Genomic DNA, 24086 nt, shown 5'->3' with positions numbered 1-24086 from the left:
TTATGAATTGAAATTAATAATAACTTGACTATAATGTTTAATATGTTCACGAGCGATCTCTGAAAGATTGAATTTGCTATTTATCGTCTCTATCCCATTTTCAGCATAGGTTTTTTGACGTGCTGCATCTTTAAAAAGCTCTGATATCTTTTCTGCAATTTCCGTAACATTATCCGGATCAATGAGTACGCCATTGATTTGATCAGTGATAAGCTCTTTACCAGAAGACCTTTTTGTATAAATAACAGGACAACCCACCGCCATTGCTTCCATGGGAGCAAGGGCAAAGCATTCAGAATACGAAGGAAAAACCGCCATAGTAGCAGTAGACAGGGTTTTAAAAAGTTCAGATCGGCTCACATGTCCTCTAAAACTAACGCTGGAAAGAGTTTCCACCGGAAGTTCTTTTTTCAATAGATCCGTATCGCCTTTACCAAATACGATAAGTTGTGCAGAAGGGTGTTTCTTATGCACAAGCCTCCATGCTTTTATAAGTTGAAATATGCCTTTTTTTGCGATAAGGCTTCCCGTAAAAATAACGGTTTCCTTTTCTTTATCCTTTTTAAAATCTATGCCCGGATTTTCAATGGCGTTGTAGAGTACTTTAATTTCGCGGGTAACACCGAACAATTTTCTGTTTATACTGGCTGTGTATAAACTCACTGCAGATAAAGCATCAGCTCTTTCATACAAAGCACTATCAATAGCATTTAGTTTTCTTTTAAGCGGCTCCTTCATTTCATGAGCAAAATAGGTGTAAGACCCATGAGATTTAAGAAGGAGAGGCACTTTAAATTTAGGCCATTTTACTAAAAAACCGATACGCATTGCAAACGTGTTCCAGTCAGGAATTTCTACAATGTCAATTTTTTCATCTGAAATTATTTTCTCGATAAAAGCAACATACCTGTTAAAAGCTTGCCGTCCGTTTAAATACTGCTTTATTGGCCCTGGTATTTTATTAACTATTTTATGAATAATGTTATCAGCACCGAGTTTTAAATTCAAACCGTAGCGCATGCGCCATACTTGAACACCTTGATCTTCTTCATAGTTTTTTTGCCCATAGCTATAAGCGTACAAACCCACCACAAAAACACGGTGTCCCTGACGCACAAGCTCTCTGCCCAACACCTGAACCACCGTTCCTATACCGCCGTTTTTTCCAGGGGGATACTCGTCGCAAATAAAGAGGATATTCATTGGGGGTACAATCTTATTTGGTAATAAAACATTACTTTTCTAACAATATTTTTTTTATTTGACGGAGGCTTATTTGTCTTGTTACAAATGTCAGGCCTACATACACTGACAAAGCGGCAAGCGTAGCAAAAATAACACTATTAATTAAATTAACGCTTAGTACAATTGCTCCGAGTGCAGTAAAAAACGATAAAACTGCCGGACCAGCACTAATCTTGATTTTACTTTGGTCGATATATTTAAGATAAAGAGCAAGCTGAATAAGCGTGCAAATTAAAAATGCAAGGGAAGAACCCGTTGCAGAATATAACGGGATCAAAATAGCATTTGCAACAATATTTAATACTGAAACTATGATGGTAATGATGAGAATAGGCTTTAATTGTCCCTGCACAAAGCCAAGTGTCCAAAGAAAATTTATTACGGCGTGCAGGGGAATACAGGCAGCAAGAATGCGGAAATTAGTTTCGTTGACAGCCCCGTATTTATTATTTGTGAAATAATCTACAAGTGGTGTCCACGAAGAAATTAAGAATACAGGGATGATCATAATCGCAAACATTTCCAGTTTGAAGAAAAAATTGATTTCCTCTTTTTGTTTTAAAGTTATTTCTTCTTCATTTTTAAAGAGTTTGGAAAACCGGGTTAGTAGAACTGGTGCAATAATCAGCAATGGCAATTTTGATATTTCAAAGACTTTATACGCAAAGCTATATTCGGCCGTAGCAGCAAGCGTGCTTATTAAACCTAATAAAATCCAATCGATTCGCGCCAGAGCTGAATCAAATAAAACCACGCCTAATTGAGGTAATGATTCAAGAATAAAGTATTTATAGTCGGTAATCCTTAACAGAGGTTTTACTGGAGCTGACAAATTCTTATTGATTAAAAGATATCCCAATACAAATTCTATAAGAGATGTAACGGTGTAAGCAAAAACAACGTTCAAAATGGTGAAGTACCCTAAAAGGTAGAGCAAAAGAATAAGTGTGAACTTGATTAAGTTCACACACAAAGATATTAAAGCAAGGTGTTTATAGGCCTCTAACCCGTTTAAGCAAAGTTTAAAAGAATTGGCCACGTTAGCGATAGCCAGATTTAAAAAAACATAGAAGAAAAATGGATAACGATTGGTGAAAGAAGGAACAAATTGCTGAACAAAAAAGATGCCAACCCCGAGAATAAGAGCTACGAGAAGCGTATGAAAAAAATGAATACCACTCATTACAAGAACATCTTTACCATGAGCGATACGTTTTACAAAAACAAGATCAAGACCTAATGATGAGATGGCGATCAAAGTAGAACAAACCGCCATACACCAATTAAAATCACCAAAATCGTCTTTTATAAGATACTTTGAAGTGAAGTAAAAAATCATTAACCCAAACACTTGTGTAATCACTGTTTGAAGGGTGTTAGCTGATATGTCCCTGATCAGTTTTTTCTTGCCGGGCGTTGAATTCATAGTTTCTTTTCACTAACACCTTAGTGTTCACTAATCTTTTTTAAAATCAAAGATTACAAGCTGTATTTAGTTAAATTTATCCTTATAAAATTAAGGTCTTTTAGCAGTTTTATGCGCTCAAAGTTAAAAGAGATTCGCGATTTTAGAGTAATTTTGTTTTCCATTAATCAACATTTATTTAACGATTGACTCAAAACAGTGCAATATTTGATAAAGATGCTTTTACCCTTGAGCATAATGTACAACTGGCAGAAGCTGTAGAAAACAGAAGAAAAAGTTTTCTCTTCTTAAAACGTGCTGTGGATATTGTTGTTTCTATGTTAATTGTTCTTCTTATCCTAAGCTGGCTGATGCCTATTCTGGCAATTCTTATAAAGCTGGATTCAAGGGGGCCGATTTTTTTCAAACAAAAACGTACAGGCTACAAAGGAAAAACTTTTAATTGTTTTAAACTGCGTACCATGCAGGTGAACAAAAAAGCTAATGATCTGCAGGCAGCCATTAACGATCCCCGCATTACAAGAATGGGAAGGTTTTTAAGGGTTTCTAATCTGGATGAATTGCCTCAATTTATAAATGTTCTTATCGGCGATATGTCCATAGTTGGTCCTCGTCCCCACATGCTGAAGGATTCTGAATATTTTGCGGAGATTTTTCCAGGTTATTATAACCGTTATCTTGTTGAACCAGGAATTACCGGGCTAGCTCAAATCAATGGTTTTCGCGGACCCACACCAAATATTCGTTCCATCTATAAACGTCTGCAATGGGACCTGTATTATGTAGAACATGCTACCACGGGAATGGATATTCGTATTATTCTGCTAACAGCACTTGAAACAGTGCGTGAAGCATTAAAAATCAAGGTAACCAAGAAAATGCCTTCCAGCAGAGATCAAAATTAAAATTTTCTGTTTCCTGTTCTTCTTTCTCTAATTAAGTTCTTCCTGTTTCTTTATTTTTAACTGCATTAATACTAAATTTACCTGTGCATACTATTGAACCTTTTTATAACTGGCAACATCTCTACATTGCGGCCGAAGACCCTGAATCTCCCTTTTATGGCAGGGAATACAGCGAATTTGAATTTACCAATACCATCTATAATTTTTACATCCATCCTCAATGGGATGACATTGGAAGTGAAACACTTTACATAAAAATTTTGTTTGTTGATTACGAGGAGAAATACGCCGTTATCGAAATAATAGGAGAATGGAACGATGCTATTACCAATGATATTATGCTGCTCAAGCGCGATATCATTGATGAATTAAATTATCACGGTATAAACAAATATATCCTGGTAGGAGAAAATGTTCTTAATTTCCATCAAAGCGACGATAGTTATTACGAAGAATGGTTCGACGATAATGGAGAAGATGGTTGGGTGGTGATGCTAAATTTCAGAGAGCATGTTCTTAAAGAATTTAAACAAGCCGGGCTCGACTACTATTTCATTTCAGGTGGAGAGCTGGATGACTTTGACTGGCGTAAGTTTTCACCTGGCCAGGTTTTTGGAAATGTAAGTAAGATAATCACCAAGCGCCTCAGTTAATATGGAATTTATTCAGGACGAACTTTTAGAGTACTGCGAAAATTTTTCGGATAAAGAAAGTGAGCTGCTTACCAAGTTGAATCGCGAAACTCATTTAAAGATTGGAAGTCCGAGAATGCTGAGCGGACATCTGCAGGGGCGTTTGCTAAGTTTCTTTGCAAAGATGATTCAGCCCGCTTTTATTCTCGAGATAGGTACTTATACGGGTTATTCAGCCCTGTGCCTGGCCGAAGGGTTAAGAGAAGGAGGGAAATTGATCACCATTGATCCCAATGAGGAAACCAATCATTTTGCCAAACAATTTATTGCTAACTCATCTCTCAAAACAAAAATTGAATTGATCGAGGATAAGGCAGACAAGGTTATTCCAGGTTTACATCACAAATTTGATCTGGTTTTTATCGACGCTGATAAAAAAAATTACGGGCTTTACTTCGATCTGGTGATTGATAAAGTGAATTCAGGCGGCCTGATCATCGCGGATAACGTTCTATGGAGTGGCAAAGTGTTAGATGAAAAAAAAGACGCAGATACTCAGATCATTCACGATTTTAATGCGAAAATCCAGAATGACTCAAGAGTGTCTAATCTCTTGCTTCCGGTAAGAGATGGTTTAATGGTGATGCGGAAAAATTAGATAGCATCTGCCCTTTCGGGAAGATAACTAAGTATTTTACGGATACAACAGATCAGGCTGAAAAATAACTCCCTGAAATTTGTGTTATCCGTGACTATTTTTGTTGTAGTTCCTTTTTCAAAAAAGGAGCCGTGTAGCTTTTTTTATCCTTAGCCAGTTCTTCCGGAGTTCCGGTAAATAAGATCTCTCCTCCACCCTTTCCACCTTCGGGACCAAGATCGATAATGTGATCGGCAACTTTAATAATATCAAGATTGTGTTCGATTACTAAAACTGTATTTCCATTTTCTACGAGACGATTTAAAACTCCCAGAAGAATGCGAATATCTTCAAAATGAAGACCTGTTGTAGGCTCATCTAAAATATAAAAGGTGTTTCCGGTGTCGCGTTTGCTTAATTCTGTAGACAATTTTACGCGCTGAGCTTCGCCGCCACTGAGTGTTGTAGCTTGCTGTCCAAGTGTAATGTAGCCCAAACCAACATCCTGTAAAGTTTTTATCTGCCTGAAAATATTCGGGACATTTGCAAAAAAATCGCAGGCCTGATCAATGGTCATGTTTAACACATCGCTGATGGATTTTCCTTTAAAGCGTACTTCCAGTGTTTCTCTGTTGTAACGCTTTCCATTGCAGACATCACAATTCACGTAAACATCAGGCAAAAAATTCATTTCGATAGTTTTAACGCCAGCACCACCGCAGGTTTCACAGCGTCCACCTTTTACATTAAATGAAAATCTTCCCGGTTTATAGCCGCGAATTTTCGCTTCAGGAATTTCAGAAAATAAATTTCTAATGTCGGAAAAAACATTTGTGTACGTAGCAGGATTACTTCGAGGTGTTCTGCCAATGGGAGACTGATTAATATCAATAACCTTATCTACGTTATCTAAACCTGTAATGGATTTATATTTTAAGGGCTTTTTCTCTGAGTTATAAAAATGCTCTGCCAGCAAAGGATAGAGTGTTTCGTTAATTAAACTACTCTTCCCGCTTCCACTTACGCCTGTAACACAAATAAATTTCCCCAATGGAAAATCAACGCTTACATTTTTAAGATTATGTCCCGTGCAGCCTTTCAGACTTATTTTTTTTCCATTGCCTTTACGACGCGTTTTCGGAACTTCAATGTTCATCTTGCCCGTCATATAGTTCGCGGTCATTGTATCAAACTTTAGCATCTCCTGAGGTGTTGATGCCGCCACTATACGACCACCGTGTACTCCTGCGCCCGGGCCAATATCGATAACATAATCACTTTCCATCATCATGTCTTTATCATGTTCTACAACAAGAACACTATTTCCTACATCGCGCAAATTTTTAAGAGCTGAAATCAAACGCACGTTATCGCGTTGATGAAGCCCGATACTTGGTTCATCGAGAATGTATAAGACACCAACCAATTGCGAACCAATTTGTGTGGCTAAACGAATCCTTTGTGCTTCGCCTCCACTAAGCGATTTGGATGATCTGTTGAGAGTGACGTAATCTAAACCAACCTCCACTAAAAACTGAATGCGCGCGCGAATCTCCTTTAAAACTTCTATGGCGATGATGTTTTGATTCTTGCTTAATTTTTTTTCGATGTCCTTAAACCAAACCTGGAGAACAGAAATATCCATCTCTGCAACCTCCGAAATATTTTTGTCAGCAATTTTAAAATACAGAGCCTCTTTTTTTAAGCGTGCGCCATGACAGGTGGGACATTCTTTTTTATCTGTAAAACCCTGCGCCCACTTTAACATCGCAGGGCTAGGATCATCTTCAGACTGACGCGTTATAAATGTAGCGATACCTTCAAAATTTGTATTGTAACTTCCTGCTTCAGTAGTTACCACAAACATTTCGTCGCTGCCATATAGCAGCACATTTACTGCTTCTTCGCTGATATCTTCAAAAGGGGTCTCCAGTGTAAAGCCATAAGTGCTGCCGATAGCTTCTACCTGTTTAAAAATCCAACTTCCGCCGCCCCAGGCTTTTTGTGAACCAATGGGCGCAATAGCACCTTTACCTATAGAAAGTTTCGGATCCGTTATGATCTTATTGATATCAATTTCGGAGATCTCTCCCAGGCCATTGCATTGGGTACAAGCACCATAAGGGGAATTAAAAGAAAATAAGTTCGGAGCCGTTTCATCGTAGCTGATGCCGGTTGTAGGGCACATTAAAAACCGGCTAAAAAAACGAACCTTTCCAAATCCGAAACCTACTGTTTTTGTTTTTGCAGTTTTTTTTGCTTTAGGATCTTCTTCCACATGTTCAATCACCATGATGGTTCCCTTGCCATGTTTCATAGCTGTTTGAAGAGACTGATAAAGGCGTGAACGAATGTCAGGAGTAACTTCCAGGCGATCGATTACAATTTCGATGTCATGAATTTTGTAACGGTCTACCTGCATTTTTGGAACAATGTCTTTTATTTCTCCATCAATACGAACTTTATTAAATCCGCGTTTGCGAACATCTTCGAAAAGCTCACGGTAATGACCTTTACGGCCTTTTACAACAGGGGCAAGTAAATTAATTTTTTTTGCTTTGTAATCTTCAATAATAAGATCCACGATCTGGTCGTCGCTGTAACGCACCATTTTTTCGCCGGTATTATAGGAATAAGCTTCCCCTGCACGTGCATATAACAGGCGCATAAAGTCATAAATTTCGGTAATAGTACCCACTGTAGAGCGCGGATTCTTGTTTACCGTTTTCTGTTCGATAGAAATTACCGGACTTAATCCTGAAATTTTATCTACATCGGGGCGCTCCATATTTCCCAGAAAATGCCTCGCATAAGACGAGAAACTTTCAATGTAACGTCTTTGCCCTTCTGCATAAATTGTATCAAAAGCCAGTGAAGATTTTCCACTTCCACTTAAACCCGTAATAACTACTAGCTTATTACGTGGAATAGTAATGGAGATATCTTTTAAGTTGTGCGAACGTGCACCAATTACTTCTATATTTTCGTCCTCAATAAATTCTGCTGCCATAAATAGTGGTATGTTGCTTTGAAAAAAAGATCCAAAAGCAAACCTTTAAAGTTAATGAGGAAGAGAGGATTTAACAAGAATATTTACCAATCATTAACTAAAAGGTAAAGGGTGTTTAACACTGGTAACACAAGCAACTTTAATATAATAAAAAATCACATAAAGAAGTTTTTTCTCAGAGGATTTAGGTCGTCCTTTGCAAAAAATAAATAGACACTAATCTTCTACCCATGACAAAAATTATGACCCGAGTTACTTTGGCCCTCGTTCTGCTTTTCTCTTTTACTTCAAAAATGTATTCGCAGCTGGCCCCCTCTCCAACCTTAGCATTAACGAATGTTCCCGAAGCTGCACTCTATGGAGTGTTGTATCAGATTGATATTCCGGTAGATGCAAATTACACCGGCACTGTATTACCCATTTATGCCATCAACAACTCCACCTTAACACTTAACTACAACCGTGTGGCCTACTTTATGCAGGTAGACGGCAATTGGGTGTGGGTGTCTATGAACAAATTTAATACTACAAATGCTCAGTTAGGTATCCCTTACAATAATTCTGGTATCATCTTTCAGCAAACGGTAACAGCAATGAATGTTGTTGGAAGTCCTACTTCCGGTGTTACAAGTACAACTGGCATTAATGGTAATATAGAGATATGGCCTGACTGCTATAATCAGGGAGCTTCTTTGGCAGGTATTGGCGGAAGTGGAGCGACTTACGACTATAACGATACCCGTAATGCAAACACTAATTGCTTTGGCTCATTCCAGGTTCACGATTATACTGCTGGAAAAACTTTGTTTGCCTGGAATAGTTTTATGAATAACACCAATTCAAACGATGACCTTGGAATTGGAACAAGATCTGTTAATGACCCTGACTGGACATTCGCTTATAATGCCGGAACATACACCACACGTAAACTATGGATTTTAGTTGACAATGGAATAAAAGTTATCGGTCAACCGTCAACGCTGGCTAACAGTGCTTGTCTTAACGGAACAATTAGTCCATTGACCGTTACCACTGCGGTTCTATCTACCACTCTTACAAACTACCAGTGGTACAGCAATACAAGTGCGGTTAATTCAGGAGGAACGCTTGTTGCCACCCACACTTCTTCTTTAACCACTGATTCTTATACCCCTTCCACTCTTTCGGCGGGAACTTTATACTATTATTGTATTGCGAACGGCACCGGCACAACAAGTGCAAAGAGTAATATCTCCGGAGCCGTAACCATCGAAAATCCAACTTTATCCATTACAGGTGCGGGAACGGTTTGTACCGGCAATGCCTTAACTTTGTCAGCCAACAGTACTGCTGCAGGTTCGACCTTTACCTGGTCAACCAACGAAACTACCTCAAGTATTAGTGTGAGTCCAGCTGCAAACACAACCTATACTGTTTCAGGAACTTCTACTTTAGGATGTATTGGCATTAGCGCTCCGGTTACCGTTAGCGTAAATTCCTTACCTGTTATTTCTGTACCTAACGGAACTATTTGTGAAGGCGCATCATTTGTATTAGTACCATCGGGAGCCGCATCTTATACATACAGTTCAGGTTCTGATACAGTTACACCTGCAAGTACAAGTAATTATACGGTTTCAGGAACAAGTAACGAAGGTTGCGTGGGCACTAATAATTTAATAAGCGTAACTGTTCATACTTTACCAGTAGTTTCTATCACCGGTACAAATGCTTTGTGCGAAGGAACATCAGCAACCTTAACGGCAAACGGTGCTGCCACTTACACGTGGAGTACAGGAACAAACGCGGGGAGCATTTCTGTGACTCCAACCCTTACGACTACTTACTCTTTATCAGGAACCAGCAGCGATGGTTGTGTAAATTTAGTACAAGCAACTACAGAACTAACTGTTCATACGTTGCCGCTCGTTTCTATTACAGGAACCAACGAAGTTTGCGCAGGATCTTCTGTTAATTTAAGCGCAAGTGGGGCTTCTACTTATACATGGAATACATCAGAAACGACTGCTGTAATAAGCGTAACACCCTCTGCAAATACAAGTTATTCAGTTTCAGGAACAAGTGCCGACGGCTGTGCAAGTGCTTCTAATGCTGTTACAACTGTTACTGTGCATGCTTTACCGGTTTTAAGTATAACCAGCGAAACAACAGCTATTTGTGCCGGTGCTTCTGCAGGATTCACGGTAACGGGAGCAAGCACTTATACCTGGAACAATGGTTCTACTGCCACAAGCATTTCTGTAACACCAGCTTCTAATACCAGTTATTCCGTTTCAGGAACCAACTCCCTTGGTTGCGTTAGTGCGATTCAGGCCGTTGCGTCCATTACAGTGAATGCTTTACCAACTGTAACAGTTTCCGGCCCCTCAGCAATTTGCACAGGCGGTTCTGCAACTTTGGTTGCAACTGGCGCATCTACTTATGTGTTTGGAGTATCAGCACCTAGTCCCTCAATTAGTGTAAATCCAACAGTAACTACAAGCTACACTGTAGTAGGTATCAGCGCTGAAGGTTGCGCAGGTATGCCTGTTATAAAAACGGTAAGCGTTAATACATTACCTCTGGTGACTATTACCGGTACAACATCCATTTGTGAAGGACTTACTACCAGTCTTGTAGCTGGCGGTGCGTCAACTTATTCATGGACTGGCGGACTTGGTTCATCAACCTCTATTGTTGTTTCGCCAAGCGTTACAACTGTTTACACACTTACCGGATTAAGCTCAGCCGGATGTTCAGGCGCTTCTACCAAAACACTTACTGTTAATTCAGCCCCATCTGTAACACTTAACGGAGCAACCGGTATATGCACCGGACAAAGCGCCACGCTAATAGCACTTGGCGCAAATTCCTATTCATGGAGTACATCTTCAACAAACTCCCTAATTGTAGTAACGCCAAGCATAAGTACTACGTATTCTGTAATTGGAACAAGTGCTTTAGGATGTTCTAAAACTTACACTCAATTCGTGTCAGTTGCTTCATCTTTATCGGTATCTATTGCGGGGCCAACGGTTATTTGTTCTGGCTACCCAGTTGATCTGGATGGATTGGGAGCAACTACGTATACATGGAACGACGGCACTTCAAGTTCAAGCATCACAGTTTTTCCAACAGTTACAACAACATATAGTGTAACCGGTGCATCAGGAACATGTTCTAATACTGCTGTAGTAACGGTGAGTGTTAATGCAAACCCGACGATAACTATTAATGGAAGTTCTTCTGTTTGTGTAGGAAACTCTGCAACACTCACGGCTTCTGGGGCCGACTCATATTTGTGGGACAATTCCTCATTCACTGCGTCTACCGTTGTTACCCCTCTTCAACTTACTAGTTATTCAGTAATAGGATACGTAACACTTACAGGTTGTCAATCTACCGGCGTTATAAACGTAACTGCTCAACCACTCCCCACTCTTTCTATATCCGGAAGTAGTGCAATATGCTTCGGTTCTTCAACAGCATTAACTGCTTCCGGTGCAACTTCTTATACCTGGAGCAATGGAGCCACTATTAATCCTATTTCTGTAAGCCCGGGCACCAGTACTTTTTATTCAGTTTCTGGTTCGGATGCAAATGGATGTGTAAATACTACTACTCCTGTAAACCTTGATGTTTACCCTAATCCTACTATTACGGTCTCAAGTTCAAGTACAACGGTTTGTGAAGGTTCGCCGGTAACATTAAATGCCAGCGGCGCCGATTCCTACACATGGACAAACGTGGCAAATACGGCTACAATTACAGTTAATCCAACGGCAAGCACAAATTACACAGTAATTGGAACTACTACTTTAGGTTGTTCTTCTTCTGCCGCTGTTTTTATTACTGTTAATGCTAACCCTGTTGTTGCCATTAGTGGCCAAACGATTATTTGCACAGGTACCACGGTCGATTTATCTGCAAGCGGAGCGTCTTCTTACATCTGGAATACAGGTAGTACTAGTACATCTATTTCAGTAAGTCCTACAGTTCAAACATCTTACTCTATTGCAGGAACAAATAACGAGGGTTGTGTTGGAACATTTTCACTCGTAGTAAAAGTGAGTGACTGTACTGGTCTTAACTCTATCGTTGCAAACACTACCGTAAAATTGTATCCGAATCCAACTCATGGTGATTTTACTGTTGAATTGGAAGATGCCTCAACTGCTGTAATTACAATTCGTAACGTAGTTGGTCAACTGCTTCTGAATAGCAAAGCAGAATTAGTTAACAGACTTTCTTTAGAAAGCTTTGATAACGGAGTTTACTACATCAGCATCACTAAAAACAATGCTGTTATTTACACTAAGACGCTTATTAAGAATTAAAAGAAATAACTTCAGCAAAAAAAGGTCCGGAAAAATCCGGACCTTTTTTGTTTAGTAGCGATCCGTAAAACTAATCACAGCAAATTGCGACCAACTGGTTTGCACCAAATCTGTTAAAGGAATTTCATAGTGCTTTTTGTAAAGTAAGATCCGGTAAGCTTCTTACAAAAATCCTGATAGGTGTAGATCAAATCAATCTGGATTAGCTACAAAACCTACCGAAGGATCTTACATATATCACCCATTAATTTTATTATTTCTCAAAAATGGCTTTCAGGGCGTTTCGCTAAAAGAAATTTAATTGGTATTATCGCATAGGATTATGTTGTTCAGTTCGCTCCAGTTTTTATATCTCTTTCTGCCGATAACGCTGTTGGGCTACTATCTTTCACCCTACAAAATAAAAAATTATTGGCTCCTTTTAACCAGCTTGATATTTTTTGCCTGGGGTGGCGTCAGTCTTACCGCAATTCTCCTGGCTTCCATCATTCTAAATTATTTTTTCGGAAGATTAATCCAAAAAAATAGCGACTCGCGAAAAGGCTATTGGTGGACATTTACCGGCGTTTCTGTAAATATATGCTTACTTGCTTTTTACAAGTATGGAAACTTTTTCATTTACAATCTCAATAATTTTCTTGACTTCATGATGGCCCCTACCCTGCCTCAAAGTTCTATCATTCTTCCTATCGGAATTTCTTTTTACACTTTTCATTCGCTCTCCTATCTAGTAGACATTTATAAAGGAAAAACACTGGCGCAAAAAAACATTTTCGATCTTGCGCTTTACATTTGTATGTTCTCACAATTAATTGCAGGTCCTATAATTCGCTACAGCGACGTATGGCAACAGCTAACAGAACGCACACATACCCTCATTAAATTTTCTTCAGGAGTAGAACGTTTTCTGATTGGTCTCGGTAAAAAAGTTTTACTTGCAAATACCTTTGCCAGAGTTGCAGATCTAATGTTTACAAGCGATGTAACCACTCTGGGTGCTGCCAATGCCTGGCTGAGCATAGTGTGTTACACCTTACAGATTTATTGCGATTTCGCGGGGTATTCCGATATGGCCATAGGATTGGGGCGCATGTTTGGTTTTGATTTTAAGGAGAATTTTAATTTCCCTTATATGGCAAGCTCAGTAAAAGAGTTCTGGCGAAGATGGCATATTTCGTTATCCACTTTTTTCAGAGATTACGTTTACTTTCCCCTTGGCGGTAACCGCGTAGGTAATGCACGGACATATCTCAATCTACTCCTGGTTTTTTTACTAACGGGTTTCTGGCATGGTGCTAGCTGGAGTTTCGTCGTATGGGGGTTATTTCATGGATTTTTCATGGTAATTGAACGCCTCGGTGTCGAAAAAATTCTTGACAAGCTATGGAAACCTTTTTCTACGCTCTACACCTTACTCGTTGTAATGTTTGCCTGGGTTTTGTTCAGAGCCGATACATTAACTTATGCAATAAACTACTGGAAAGCCCTTTTTGATTTTAATGTAAGCTCTGAACAGCTAAGTATTTTTATGCGTTCTATTAACCGTGAACTCATAATTGCCCTGGCTATTGCGGTAGCAGGAGCATTCGGATTTTTCGAATGGCCGCATAAAAAAATAGAACAACTTACTTTTTCGTCAAACCCTGCTGCCAGGTCACTCATTTTTGGATTGCATACTTTCTCTATTCTGTTATACGCAGGCATTATTGCCTTATGCACGCTATACCTGGTTGCTGGTACTTATAATCCTTTTATTTATTACCGCTTTTAAATGAAAGAAAATAAATTCCGCATATATGCCTTAGTGATACTTTTTCTGGCGGCGATCTCTTTCCCGCTGATAAATAGCCGCCTGCATTTGCTCCACGACATTCAAAGTTTCGAAAATCGCGCAATGGCAAAGAAGCCCGTATTTGACATTGAACACCTCGATCCTTTTCCTGCACGCTATGACACTTTTTACACCGATCATTTTGATTTAAGAAATCGCTACATAAGATATTTTAATATTTACAACGTACTTACTTATCGCAAATCACCCCTGCCCTCGGTAGTTATTGGAAAAGACAATTGGCTCTATATTATGGGTGAGGAAATGGATTCTTACATGGGCAAAAACCGATTCTCAGAAAAAGAACTCGGCGATTTTAACGCCGAACTTACCTACCGCAAAAACTATTTTGAACAACGAGGCATCAAATTTTATTTTCTTGTTGTACCATGTAAAGCAAGTATTCACACGGAGAATATTGGTTACGAATATTTCAGAATGCATAAAGACTCTTGGGGAGAACAACTAAATTCTTACTTGAATAAAAACACTTCTGTTAAACCTATTGAAGTATTTGATTCTTTGAGAAAATACAAAGGCACTCAAAACCTCTTTTACAAACTCGACAATCACTGGAATGACCTGGGCGCATTTTACACAGCAAACGAAGTTTTAAAGCGCATGCACACCGACTTTACTGAAATTGAACCTTTAAACCTGAGTGATTACACACTAAATTATTCGGAAAAACCTGCAGGAAACCTTGAAAAAATGTTAGGAAATCTAGGCGTTTTTTCAGAATCCTATGTAGCACTTAAACCAAAGAAAAACCTGCTCGCCCATGATGCCGACAAAGCAAATTACCCGTCCACACCCGGATTTGCTTATCCCTGGGAATACGAAAAGGTTCGGGAAATAAGTCCTTCTAAAAAGCCAAAACTGCTTATTATCAGCGACTCTTTTGGACGCAGTATTTTCCCCTTTCTTTCTGAAAATTTCAGCAAAACCGTTAAGATTTTCGATTCCTGGCAATACCAGATTCATGAAGAAATTGTTGCCCAGGAAAAACCTGACGCCGTTTTACTTATGATTAACGAACCTATCCTTAGAAGTTTTCTCAAGAGTTCTCCCAGAATTAAACACTAACGTCATCCGTTTGTTACTTATCCTCGTATCTTGAAGATGAAATGTTATTTTTTATCATATGTCAAAAAATAACGTAATTATGATTTTTTAGCCCTTGCGGTTACAAAAGCAAAACGACATTTCGGTAACTTTAATTGCGTGAAGATTTTTACACCCATATTCCTTTCCTTAATTCTATTCGGCGGCGCTCTTTCCTCACAAAACTTTTCTGTGAGTGGAAATATTAAAGACGCTACGAATGGTGACACGTTAGTTGGAGCAACTATCTTTCTTAAAGAAATAAACAGCTCCACAAACAGTGACTTAAACGGATTTTTCTCTTTAAATGCTCCCAAGGGCTTATATACATTGGTATTTTCTTTTACCGGATACAAAACCATTACTCAACAACTATCTCTTGACCACGACATTACCCTGAATATGTCTTTCGTGCGTGCAGAGACTGACCTGGAAGAAGTTGAAATAAATACAAAACATACAGATCAAAACGTAAAAAGCACTCAGATGGGCGTTGTGCAGCTGGATATGGCAGAAATTAAAAAAATCCCTGCATTTATGGGAGAAGTAGATATTTTAAAAACCATTCAACTTTTACCTGGAATAAAAAATGCGGGAGACGGAAACACAGGATTCTATGTCCGTGGCGGAGGGCCCGACCAGAATTTAATTTTACTTGACGGAGCCAACATTTACAACGCGTCGCACTTACTTGGCTTTTTTTCGGTATTCAATAGCGATGCTATAAGCGATATTACTTTGTATAAAGGCAACATGCCAGCTCAATATGGAGGTCGCCTATCGTCTGTACTCGATATTAGCATGGCAGATGGAAACAATAAAGAGTTTCATGTAGATGGGGGAATTGGTTTGATCGCATCCCGTCTTACCATTCAAGGCCCGATCCTTAAAAATAAAGCGTCGTTTATTGTCAGCGCCCGGAGAACTTATTTGGATGTTCTTGCAAAACCTTATATTAATAAGTCGGATTTTAAAGGGACTTCTTATTTCTTTTACGACCTCAACGGGAAGTTGAGCTACACGATAAATAATAAAAACCGGCTCTATTTGAGTGGCTATTTTGGTCGTGATAAATTTATTTACAACGACGAGGAGGGTGATTTTAAGGCTGCTATTCCCTGGGGAAACGCCGCTGCCACGTTAAGATGGAATCATGTATTTAATTCTAAACTCGTTGCCAATACCTCCGCCATTTTTACAAATTACGATTTTAGTTTCGGAGCGCAACAACAGGATTTTGAACTTATCATAAAATCAGGAATAACAGATTATATCTTAAAATATGATCTCAGTTATTTTCCAAATTCCAGGCATAGCATTAAAACCGGGGTAAATTATATCTTTCACACCTTTGTGCCAACAAGTGTGAGCGCAAGACAAGGTTCAACGGAATTTGATCTTGGAAAAAAAATTAAATTGTATTCTCACGATGCTGCTATTTATGTGAGCGACGATTGGGATGTAAGCCAAAGAATCCGATTGAATGTGGGACTAAGATTTTCGAACTTTACCCAGATTGGTCCGTTTACCCGCTATAAAAAAGATGATTTTGGCGTGATCTACGACACTGTTACTTACCGTACCAATCAGGTCGTAGCCAATTACAACGGTCTTGAACCGCGTTTTTCAATCCGGTACTCGCTCAGCAAAACACTCTCTTTAAAAGGTTCCTATTCGCGTAACTTCCAATACATACACCTTGCTTCTGTTTCCTCTATTAGCCTTCCAACCGACGTTTGGATGCCATCTACAGAAGTCATCAAACCACAAGAATCGAATCAGTATGCTTTGGGGATTTTTAAAAATTCGAAAGACAATACCTATGAAAGCAGCGTAGAAGTTTATTATAAAACGATGAGCAACCAGATTGAATATAAAGAAGGCTCTCAACCAACCGATAACATTTACGACAATCCTGATAATGCTTTCACTTTTGGTAAAGGCTGGGCGTACGGCGCTGAATTTTTTCTCAAAAAAAGCAGGGGTAAATTTACAGGCTGGATAGGCTATACCCTTTCATGGACCTGGCGACAATTCAACGAAATTAACTACGGATTAAAATTTTTAGCTAAATACGACCGTAGACATGATGCCTCATTGGTACTAACTTATGAAGCCAATAAAAAATGGAATTTTGGAATGGTTTGGGTTTACGGATCGGGTAACAGAGGAACACTCCCCAACGGATTTTTTCTTTACGAGGGTAGTTTGAGTAACGATTATGGTTTAAGAAATTCGTACCAGTTTGTGCCCTACCACCGTATGGATCTTAATGCAACCTTTACACCCGACAGAACAAAGAAACTCGAAAAACGCAAACGTCTTCTTGTGGAGATGTACCTGCAACAAGGCAGAGATACATCTAACATACAGCTGACTAAAAGGTGGAACAGAAATTTCAGTAATAGTTTTACAATTAGTGTATTTAATGTTTACAACCGTTATAATCCATATTTTATTTACCTCACCCGTGATGGCGATTTTAGCAATGGCACACTTAAAGTGGGAGCAAAACAAGTGTCACTCTTCCCTGTATTGCCAAGCGTCACCTGGAACTTTAAATTTTAAATGAAAAAAACAGTAAGCATAATTATTTTTTTTCTCTTGTCTTCCTGCAGGAAAGATGTGAAACTCACCTTGCCGGATTACCAGGAAAAGGTGGTGATAGAAGCTGCTATTGAAGCAGGAGGCACTGCGTTGGTGTATCTGTCTTATTCTGTTCCCTACTTCGGAGATTTTGATTATACCACTCCAGAAAAAGCGTTTATTAAAGGAGCGGTAGTTACTATAAGCGATGGAACCACTAAAGAAACTTTAACCGAGCTTGATCCTTCTTATGGTTATGTGTACGCAGGATTCAACCTGAAAGGACAAATAGGTAAAACCTATAGAATAACCGTGCAGGTAAATGGAGAAACGTACACAACAAGCAGCACCATTCTTAAGCCTGTTAAGCTGGACAGTTTGTACTTTGTAGAAGTCAGAGGCGATACACTCGGTTTTATTGGTCAGAAGTTATCAGAACCGGCAGGTAGCGGAGACTGTTACCGTTGGTTTGCAAAGCGTTTAGGACGCGATCAATTTTACGCAGCTCCTTTTAATTCAGCTTTTGACGATAAATTTGTGGATGGAAGAACTTTTGATTTTAGTTACGATCGTGGGCGACAACCGAATTCTTTCACCCAAAGTGAAAATGATCCTGAGCGTGGCTATTTTAAAGCCGAAGATACCATAGTTGTAAAATTTTGTAAAATAGGAAGAAAGGAATATGATTTCTGGTTTACTTATTATCAAAATAAATTAAGCAACGGCAATCCATTCAGCGCTCCCGCAAACGTAAAAAGCATGTTCGACAATTACGAAAAGTGTTTTGGTTCCTTTGTAGCCTATTCACCTGTCTTTGATACGATTATTATTCCTAAAGAGAAAAAATAATATTTCCAGTTAAAAACACTTCCTGAACATTTTCGAAAGTTCCTCTATAGAGAATGCTAAGCCCCTCTATTTATCCAATTGAAGGGTCATCCATGGCTGCCAGGTTTTTCCATTTTCAGAAATCTCCCATATTGCCTTCATACTTTGGCTGGCTTTGCCTGCTTTTAAGGTGGCCCTCATCTTTTTATCTCCAAACACTAAAACTCCCGGTTTTTCTGAAGTGGCGTACATTAAAAGGGAGGCACCCTGGCTGTCAAAAGATTTCATAAAATAGGATTTACGATTTTCATCATAACCAATTATTTCAACAGCTTCTGTTCTTTCTTCGCCCATAAAAACATCTACACGGTGCAGTATAAACGCCCCTGATGACACCCATTCATAACTATCCATTCCTCTAATAGTGTTAGCAGAGGCCGACGGAGCATTTAAAATCCGGCCACTCGTATGCCATACACCGATCAAAAAATTTAATTTTTTAAGCTGACTAGCCGCTTTTTTAGAAGAAGAATTATGCTTTACCATTTGGTAAGTAATATAAAAGGTTAGAAATGAATTATCACATAACTAAATCCACATTACGCTATGCAGGTTAATCTTTTAAAGACGAACATTAGGTAATGCGTCGTGTCTTTATGGTCTTTACCCATTCAGTATTCTCGCAGACCTCGCACCTTTTCTCCCCCACTGAAAGTTTCTGAACATCCGCACATTTTGAACAGGCATATAAGCCCGAATCAGCTATAACCTTAGTCTTTTCACAAAAGAGTTCTGTTACAATTGGTAAACCATCTTTTACATCTTCATCTTCGTAAAAAAAGATACTTACATCGCCCGTTGTTTCAATATATGCCCGTCTCACTTGTCCCAAATGTTCCACACTTTTTAAACGCAATTCCGTAAAAAATTCATCCTGCGCTAAACTCTCGCGATCAAATTTCGAAAAAGAAAATTTGCCATCTATAATTAAGCATTCCGTTTTTCCTTCCACGAGTCTTTCAAACCACGGACTCTTACCCGTGAGCCAGGTTACCGCCCGATAAAGTAAAAGCACAATTACAAAAACCGTAACGGCAGGAACAATGCCTACATCTTCGTAAAACATCGGGTCTCCAGCAGCCGAGCCGAGTGCTATAATGATTACTGTTTCAAAAACAGATAATTGTTTTACGCCCCGCTTGCCCGTTAAAGTTAATACAATGAGTAAAGTGATAAACATTACAGAAGAACGTAACACCACTTCAAATAAAAAATGGCCTGGTAAACCGTTAAACAGTATCCTGTCCCATTCGAAAGCATAATCCATAATCCCTTTCAAGAAAAACTGATGCCACCCGTGTAACATTCTGTTAAGCATTTCGTCTTACATACAGTCGAACACTAAATCAAAGATTTAACCGTTAATGCTAAAACTATAAACACCATGAAATCGAAGATTCTCAAAAGTCTTTTACCAAAAGCAAAATGCTTGAGTAAAAATCAATTTCTAATTTTGCTGGCAGTTTGCCATGTTCCCCTTCTGTTTTCGAACTTAAATGCGCAGAACAGAGACAGCGTTTTTAAAGAAAAGTATGAAAAGGAAACCGTCTTATTAGATTTAAATACAAATTGTTACACTAAAAATAATACAACAAAGAAGATTGGTTTCTTTGGGAAGAAAATAAATACTGAGTTCGAAAACGTGGGTCCTGAAAGTCAACAAGAATACAAACGTTTTAGAAAACAAACCAAACGCGGAAAAATACTTGCCATTGCAGGAGGAGTTGCTTTTCTAACTGTAGCAGCTGCTGCGCCGGTTATTGCGATTCCAGTATTTGCAATTGGTTTTGGCGGCGGCGTTGGTGCCTATTCAATTGGATTGACCGAAATTTACAGATCGAGAAGGCATTTAAATAAAGCGGTGTGGTTGCGTAACAGAGATGTGCTAATGAAGGGTTAAAGGGAAGGTTAGAAGTTGATTTAACAGATTTTGCTGAATTATGCTGACTATAAATTTACCGGATGAATTCGCTTTCAACCAGTAAACTAATTTCGCAGATCTGTAAAACCAAAGAGGTATCACCCCTGTGATACCTCTTTAGATTTTTTAGAAAATCAATACTTCTCCAGTTTCTCACTAAACCTGAGGTCCCGCGTTGCCGCATGTATCTTGATATTGATAAGCAACTCATCGCAATTATGTTTTAAGGTTTCTTCCTGTATATCTCTTATGAGTTTATAAACGGGCTCTGTTTCTCCTTCTACTACCGTTTCGAAAGGACAAACTTTATAGTTGAGTCCGCTGTTTTGAATGAGTGCTATGGCTTTATCTATAACTTCGTAGCGGCTTCCTTTAGCTCCTAGTGGTAATAATTGAATGGCGGCGTTTATTTTCATTTTCTTAAACGGTTAGTTGAGATAATTTTAAAGACATGGTATTCACCAGTCCTGTCAGAGGTTTCTCTGCCATGGCTTTTATAAAAGGATTGAGGTCGCCCAGTAAATCTATTTTGCATTCGCCAGTTTGTTCAGCATCTCCAATGAATTGCACCTTTAAACTGAAATTGAATTTTGCAAGTCCATCACTTGAAAATAAAATAAATTCGTAAGGCACTTTTTCTGCTACCTTAATAGTCATAGGTGTAATGCCTTTGATATTAAAAGAACACTCGGTTTCGGTATATTTAAAATTATCTACTTTGTCTTCTGGTAATAAAGAACCGAAGTTTTTAAAATCACTTAGAAAAGTGTAGAGATTTTTTAAAGGAGAAGCGGTTTTATTTGTTCCGCTAATGATAGTGAATTTTGCCACGGTTTAGTTTTAAGTTGTGAGTAGTAAGTAGTGAGTAGGTGTATTTTACTTAGTTAGGATTTCATACCTCACTAAAAAGCCTGAACGGATTTTAATTTTTTTGAATGAGATGTCTGAACTTTCGGCATTACCACCTACACTAACACTATTCATAGCCATTTTATCCATACGCCCATAACCATACACGGGAGGTTGATCCTGAACATAATTTTCGGTCTCCATTATTTGTATGGGAGTTCCTGCTTTTTGATCTACTGCGGCTAAAATATAATCTACTTTTTCTTTGGCAACCTTAATTGCTTTAATGCGGCATTCTTTTTGGAAGTCAAGAATTTTAGAATGTGTGTATCTTGAAATATAAGCATCGTAAGCATTTATCTTGTCCAGTTTTTCATAGACTTTCGATAACATCTCTGCATCTCCTACTTTTAAAATATAGGCTTTGCTTACAAGAACATCTTTGTTAGATTTACGAACCTTTCCGTAATCTGCGTCTGCTTTGCTTAGCGTTAGATTAGCAAGATCAATATTTAATTCTTTTAAACTTTTTTTAAGTTCTGCTTCTTGTTTGTCTATGGTAATTTTTTCTTTACCCTCCATTCTTTCGAGAAGCGTAATAGTAATATACAATTCATCTGGCGTGATTTCCATTTCGTTTGTCCCGGTAATTTCTATATACCTTTTGTTTGTGAGATTATCTGTTACCTGGGCATTACTAACTGAGCATGCAAATAAGAGTCCGGCTACGATCAAAATTATTTTTTTCATATATCTGTTTTTTAGTTCTTATTATGGAGATGCATGAAATAAAAGAATTCCATAAATCTCTAAAATAAAAATGCATACCAAAAGTATGCATTAGAATTTAATAGGAGAGAGAATTATACTTATTTCACATTCGCTTATTTTGCAATGCTTTCGCTCCATTTGGCCGGATTAGCACGCCATTCTTTCAAACTCTTGATATCTTTTTCATCAATGTACTCCTTTTGAAGAGCTGCATTTATGAGAGTGGTATAATTGGTAAGTGTTTCTATTCTGCACTTGGCTTTCTTGAAATTCTGAACAGCTTCATCAAAACCATAAGTAAAAATGGCTACCATACCCTTTACATCGCACCCTTTCTCGCGAAGAGCTTCCACAGCCTTTAAGCTGCTTCCTCCTGTACTGATAAGATCTTCTACTACTACAACAGACTGGCCTTTTTCAATTTCGCCCTCAATCATGTTAGTGAGACCGTGCTTTTTAGCTTCGCTTCTCACATATACAAACGGCAATCCCATTTCCTGCGCTACGAGTGCTCCAATGGCGATGCCGCCGGTGGCTACACCAGCTATCACATCAGGTTTGGCAAAATGCTCATTAATAGTTTCCACAAAATGCTGGCGGATATACGTCCTTATTTTCGGATAGGATAAGGTTTTCCTGTTATCACAATAAATTGGTGATTTTAATCCACTTGCCCATGTAAAAGGATTTTCAGGCTGAAGTTTTACAGCTTTTATTTGTAATAAAAATTCAGCAACTTTATACTCGGCATCATCAAACGAAGTCATGCCGCAAAATTAAAGTTTAGTTCCTTTACAAAATCAGATATTTATGAACACACGAATATATTTAAATGACAAATTTTTAGAGTTCGTATCCCTTGGTACGCAACCTTCGCAAGATCAATCAATTAAATTAGATGAGAGCGAAGAGAGTGAAAAAAAGTTAAAGCAAATTATAGAAAACTTTACTGATGAAACACAGAAAAACTCTGTTTTTATATCTGGATTAGCATTCGAAAAAGCATTTCCCATTCTAAAAAAGTCGCTCCACTACATTGAAGCTGCAGGTGGATTTATTGAAAAGAACAATGAATTTTTATTTATCCGCAGGCACAACCGATGGGATCTTCCTAAGGGAAAACTGGAAAAAGGAGAAACTATTGAAGAAGCAGCCGTACGAGAATGTGAAGAGGAGTGCGCGATTAAAAACTTAACACTGAAAAAGCAACTTCCCTCTTCCTTTCATATTTATCAATATAAAAAAGGCTATGCGATAAAACAATCGTATTGGTTTTATATGACCACCGATTATTCTGAGAAACTTATTCCCCAGGCAGAAGAAAGTATTACTGAGGTGAGATGGTGCAGCCGCGAAGAGATTGAGTCCAGTATTTTGAAAGACACCTATTACACCATCAGTGATGTAACTCGGGAAGGTCTCAAAAAATAAATTTCTTTTAAAAACGCTTTTGGAGTAAGTCGTTTTACAGCGACGTCAGTTTTTTTGCTTATCTTTAAAGGCAAGTTGTTCTACCGCTATGTATGCAAATTACATAGAGGAAAGTCCGGGCAACACAGGGTAATCCGCCATTTGAAAGGATGGGTGCAAAAGCAGGAATGTTTTTGTAACAGAAAGTGCCACAGAAAGCAAGGTAGCCTTGAAGCAAGTGCTTGCGCTTTGCATCAGGGTGATAGTGAAAATGTGAGGTAAGAGCTCACAGGCAGAATTAGTAATAGTTTTGCAGGGTAAACCTCGGATGTTGAAAGGCCAAATAGGTTGCGGTAGTTAAGGCGACCCGTCTTATTCTTGCGAAAGCAAGGAGCCGCAATGGGTAGGTCGCAAAGATAAATGGTAGATATACCTTTCTCCTTAAAAAGAAAGACGAAACAGAACCCGGCTTACACGCTTGCATTTATTCATAAAAAACTTCTGATCGCCAATAAACGATCGTAAAGTTTACAACATCATTCTTCACAACAAAAA

The 24086-nt window shown here is 38.6% G+C and carries 19 protein-coding genes and 1 other RNA gene; 11 read left to right on the top strand and 9 right to left on the bottom strand.

The window, feature by feature from the left end:
• Entirely contained in the window at positions 1–1203 is a 1203-nt protein-coding gene (locus tag CNR22_19320; protein PBQ33840.1) for a hypothetical protein, read from the bottom strand.
• Between the two features lie 31 nt (positions 1204–1234).
• Complete coding sequence (locus CNR22_19315) at positions 1235–2671, bottom strand: hypothetical protein (protein PBQ33839.1); 1437 nt, start codon at positions 2669–2671, stop codon at positions 1235–1237.
• A 185-nt stretch (positions 2672–2856) separates the two neighbouring features.
• Between CNR22_19315 and CNR22_19310 the strand changes: the two genes are divergently transcribed.
• The 3 genes from CNR22_19310 (at position 2857) to CNR22_19300 (ending at position 4866) form a co-directional block, all read left to right on the top strand.
• Positions 2857–3576, top strand: a complete 720-nt coding sequence (locus CNR22_19310; GenBank protein PBQ33838.1) for a hypothetical protein — start codon at positions 2857–2859, stop codon at positions 3574–3576.
• 83 nt (positions 3577–3659) lie between these two features.
• Positions 3660–4229: a hypothetical protein gene (locus CNR22_19305; protein PBQ33837.1), complete on the top strand. Its 570-nt coding sequence runs from the start codon at positions 3660–3662 to the stop codon at positions 4227–4229.
• A 1-nt stretch (position 4230) separates the two neighbouring features.
• Positions 4231–4866, top strand: a complete 636-nt coding sequence (locus tag CNR22_19300; protein ID PBQ33836.1) for a methyltransferase — start codon at positions 4231–4233, stop codon at positions 4864–4866.
• A 94-nt stretch (positions 4867–4960) separates the two neighbouring features.
• Here the strand turns inward: CNR22_19300 and CNR22_19295 are convergent, their stop codons facing one another.
• Positions 4961–7855, bottom strand: a complete 2895-nt coding sequence (locus CNR22_19295; GenBank protein PBQ33835.1) for an excinuclease ABC subunit A — start codon at positions 7853–7855, stop codon at positions 4961–4963.
• A 230-nt stretch (positions 7856–8085) separates the two neighbouring features.
• On the opposite strand from CNR22_19295, the gene CNR22_19290 reads away from it, so the two are divergent.
• From CNR22_19290 to CNR22_19270, 5 genes are all read left to right on the top strand, one after another.
• Positions 8086–12171, top strand: a complete 4086-nt coding sequence (locus CNR22_19290; GenBank protein PBQ33834.1) for a hypothetical protein — start codon at positions 8086–8088, stop codon at positions 12169–12171.
• A gap of 322 nt (positions 12172–12493) precedes the next feature.
• Positions 12494–13942: a membrane-bound O-acyltransferase family protein gene (locus CNR22_19285; GenBank protein ID PBQ33833.1), complete on the top strand. Its 1449-nt coding sequence runs from the start codon at positions 12494–12496 to the stop codon at positions 13940–13942.
• Complete coding sequence (locus CNR22_19280; GenBank protein PBQ33832.1) at positions 13943–15088, top strand: hypothetical protein; 1146 nt, start codon at positions 13943–13945, stop codon at positions 15086–15088.
• 138 nt (positions 15089–15226) lie between these two features.
• Positions 15227–17674, top strand: coding sequence for a TonB-dependent receptor (locus tag CNR22_19275; GenBank protein PBQ33831.1), 2448 nt, complete (start codon positions 15227–15229; stop codon positions 17672–17674).
• Entirely contained in the window at positions 17675–18541 is an 867-nt protein-coding gene (locus CNR22_19270; GenBank protein ID PBQ33830.1) for a hypothetical protein, read from the top strand.
• 66 nt (positions 18542–18607) lie between these two features.
• On the opposite strand, the gene CNR22_19265 is transcribed toward CNR22_19270, so the two are convergent.
• Entirely contained in the window at positions 18608–19066 is a 459-nt protein-coding gene (locus CNR22_19265) for a hypothetical protein (protein ID PBQ33829.1), read from the bottom strand.
• An 88-nt stretch (positions 19067–19154) separates the two neighbouring features.
• The gene (locus CNR22_19260) at positions 19155–19847 is read right to left on the bottom strand and encodes a hypothetical protein (protein ID PBQ34952.1); all 693 of its coding nucleotides are present in this window, start codon (positions 19845–19847) and stop codon (positions 19155–19157) included.
• 117 nt (positions 19848–19964) lie between these two features.
• Here CNR22_19260 and CNR22_19255 point away from each other — a divergent pair, with 117 nt between their 5' ends.
• Positions 19965–20480 (top strand): hypothetical protein, encoded by a 516-nt coding sequence (locus CNR22_19255; protein ID PBQ33828.1) that lies wholly within the window; start codon positions 19965–19967, stop codon positions 20478–20480.
• Positions 20481–20635: 155 nt separating this feature from the next.
• On the opposite strand, the gene CNR22_19250 is transcribed toward CNR22_19255, so the two are convergent.
• From CNR22_19250 to CNR22_19235, 4 genes are all read right to left on the bottom strand, one after another.
• Positions 20636–20917, bottom strand: coding sequence for a hypothetical protein (locus CNR22_19250; protein ID PBQ33827.1), 282 nt, complete (start codon positions 20915–20917; stop codon positions 20636–20638).
• 4 nt (positions 20918–20921) lie between these two features.
• A complete protein-coding gene (locus CNR22_19245) occupies positions 20922–21332 on the bottom strand; it encodes a hypothetical protein (protein ID PBQ33826.1) in 411 nt (136 codons plus the stop codon).
• 45 nt (positions 21333–21377) lie between these two features.
• Entirely contained in the window at positions 21378–22100 is a 723-nt protein-coding gene (locus CNR22_19240) for a hypothetical protein (GenBank protein PBQ33825.1), read from the bottom strand.
• 134 nt (positions 22101–22234) lie between these two features.
• On the bottom strand, positions 22235–22888 hold the full coding sequence (locus CNR22_19235) for an orotate phosphoribosyltransferase (protein PBQ33824.1): 654 nt from the start codon (positions 22886–22888) through the stop codon (positions 22235–22237).
• 43 nt (positions 22889–22931) lie between these two features.
• On the opposite strand from CNR22_19235, the gene CNR22_19230 reads away from it, so the two are divergent.
• Positions 22932–23552 carry an NUDIX hydrolase gene (locus tag CNR22_19230; protein ID PBQ33823.1) on the top strand — a complete coding sequence of 207 codons (621 nt, stop codon included), beginning with the start codon at positions 22932–22934 and terminating at the stop codon, positions 23550–23552.
• A 67-nt stretch (positions 23553–23619) separates the two neighbouring features.
• Positions 23620–24020, top strand: an RNA gene (gene rnpB / locus CNR22_19225) — RNase P RNA component class A.
• Positions 24021–24086 lie beyond the last annotated feature (66 nt).

It is taken from the genome of Sphingobacteriaceae bacterium, from assembly GCA_002319075.1.
In the GTDB taxonomy this organism is placed as follows: domain Bacteria; phylum Bacteroidota; class Bacteroidia; order B-17B0; family Aurantibacillaceae; genus Aurantibacillus.
This window is presented reverse-complemented; position numbering and strand designations above follow the sequence as displayed.

Bases quoted from the DNA above. Each gene is read 5' to 3' on its own strand.
- CNR22_19320 (PBQ33840.1), bottom strand. From the start codon at position 1,203: ATGAATATCCTCTTTATTTGCGACGAGTATCCCCCTGGAAAAAACGGC.
- CNR22_19315 (PBQ33839.1), bottom strand. From the start codon at position 2,671: ATGAATTCAACGCCCGGCAAGAAAAAACTGATCAGGGACATATCAGCT.
- CNR22_19300 (PBQ33836.1), top strand. From the start codon at position 4,231: ATGGAATTTATTCAGGACGAACTTTTAGAGTACTGCGAAAATTTTTCG.
- CNR22_19295 (PBQ33835.1), bottom strand. From the start codon at position 7,855: ATGGCAGCAGAATTTATTGAGGACGAAAATATAGAAGTAATTGGTGCA.
- CNR22_19290 (PBQ33834.1), top strand. From the start codon at position 8,086: ATGACAAAAATTATGACCCGAGTTACTTTGGCCCTCGTTCTGCTTTTC.
- CNR22_19285 (PBQ33833.1), top strand. From the start codon at position 12,494: ATGTTGTTCAGTTCGCTCCAGTTTTTATATCTCTTTCTGCCGATAACG.
- CNR22_19280 (PBQ33832.1), top strand. From the start codon at position 13,943: ATGAAAGAAAATAAATTCCGCATATATGCCTTAGTGATACTTTTTCTG.
- CNR22_19270 (PBQ33830.1), top strand. From the start codon at position 17,675: ATGAAAAAAACAGTAAGCATAATTATTTTTTTTCTCTTGTCTTCCTGC.
- CNR22_19265 (PBQ33829.1), bottom strand. From the start codon at position 19,066: ATGGTAAAGCATAATTCTTCTTCTAAAAAAGCGGCTAGTCAGCTTAAA.
- CNR22_19260 (PBQ34952.1), bottom strand. From the start codon at position 19,847: ATGGATTATGCTTTCGAATGGGACAGGATACTGTTTAACGGTTTACCA.
- CNR22_19255 (PBQ33828.1), top strand. From the start codon at position 19,965: ATGAAATCGAAGATTCTCAAAAGTCTTTTACCAAAAGCAAAATGCTTG.
- CNR22_19250 (PBQ33827.1), bottom strand. From the start codon at position 20,917: ATGAAAATAAACGCCGCCATTCAATTATTACCACTAGGAGCTAAAGGA.
- CNR22_19240 (PBQ33825.1), bottom strand. From the start codon at position 22,100: ATGAAAAAAATAATTTTGATCGTAGCCGGACTCTTATTTGCATGCTCA.
- CNR22_19235 (PBQ33824.1), bottom strand. From the start codon at position 22,888: ATGACTTCGTTTGATGATGCCGAGTATAAAGTTGCTGAATTTTTATTA.
- CNR22_19230 (PBQ33823.1), top strand. From the start codon at position 22,932: ATGAACACACGAATATATTTAAATGACAAATTTTTAGAGTTCGTATCC.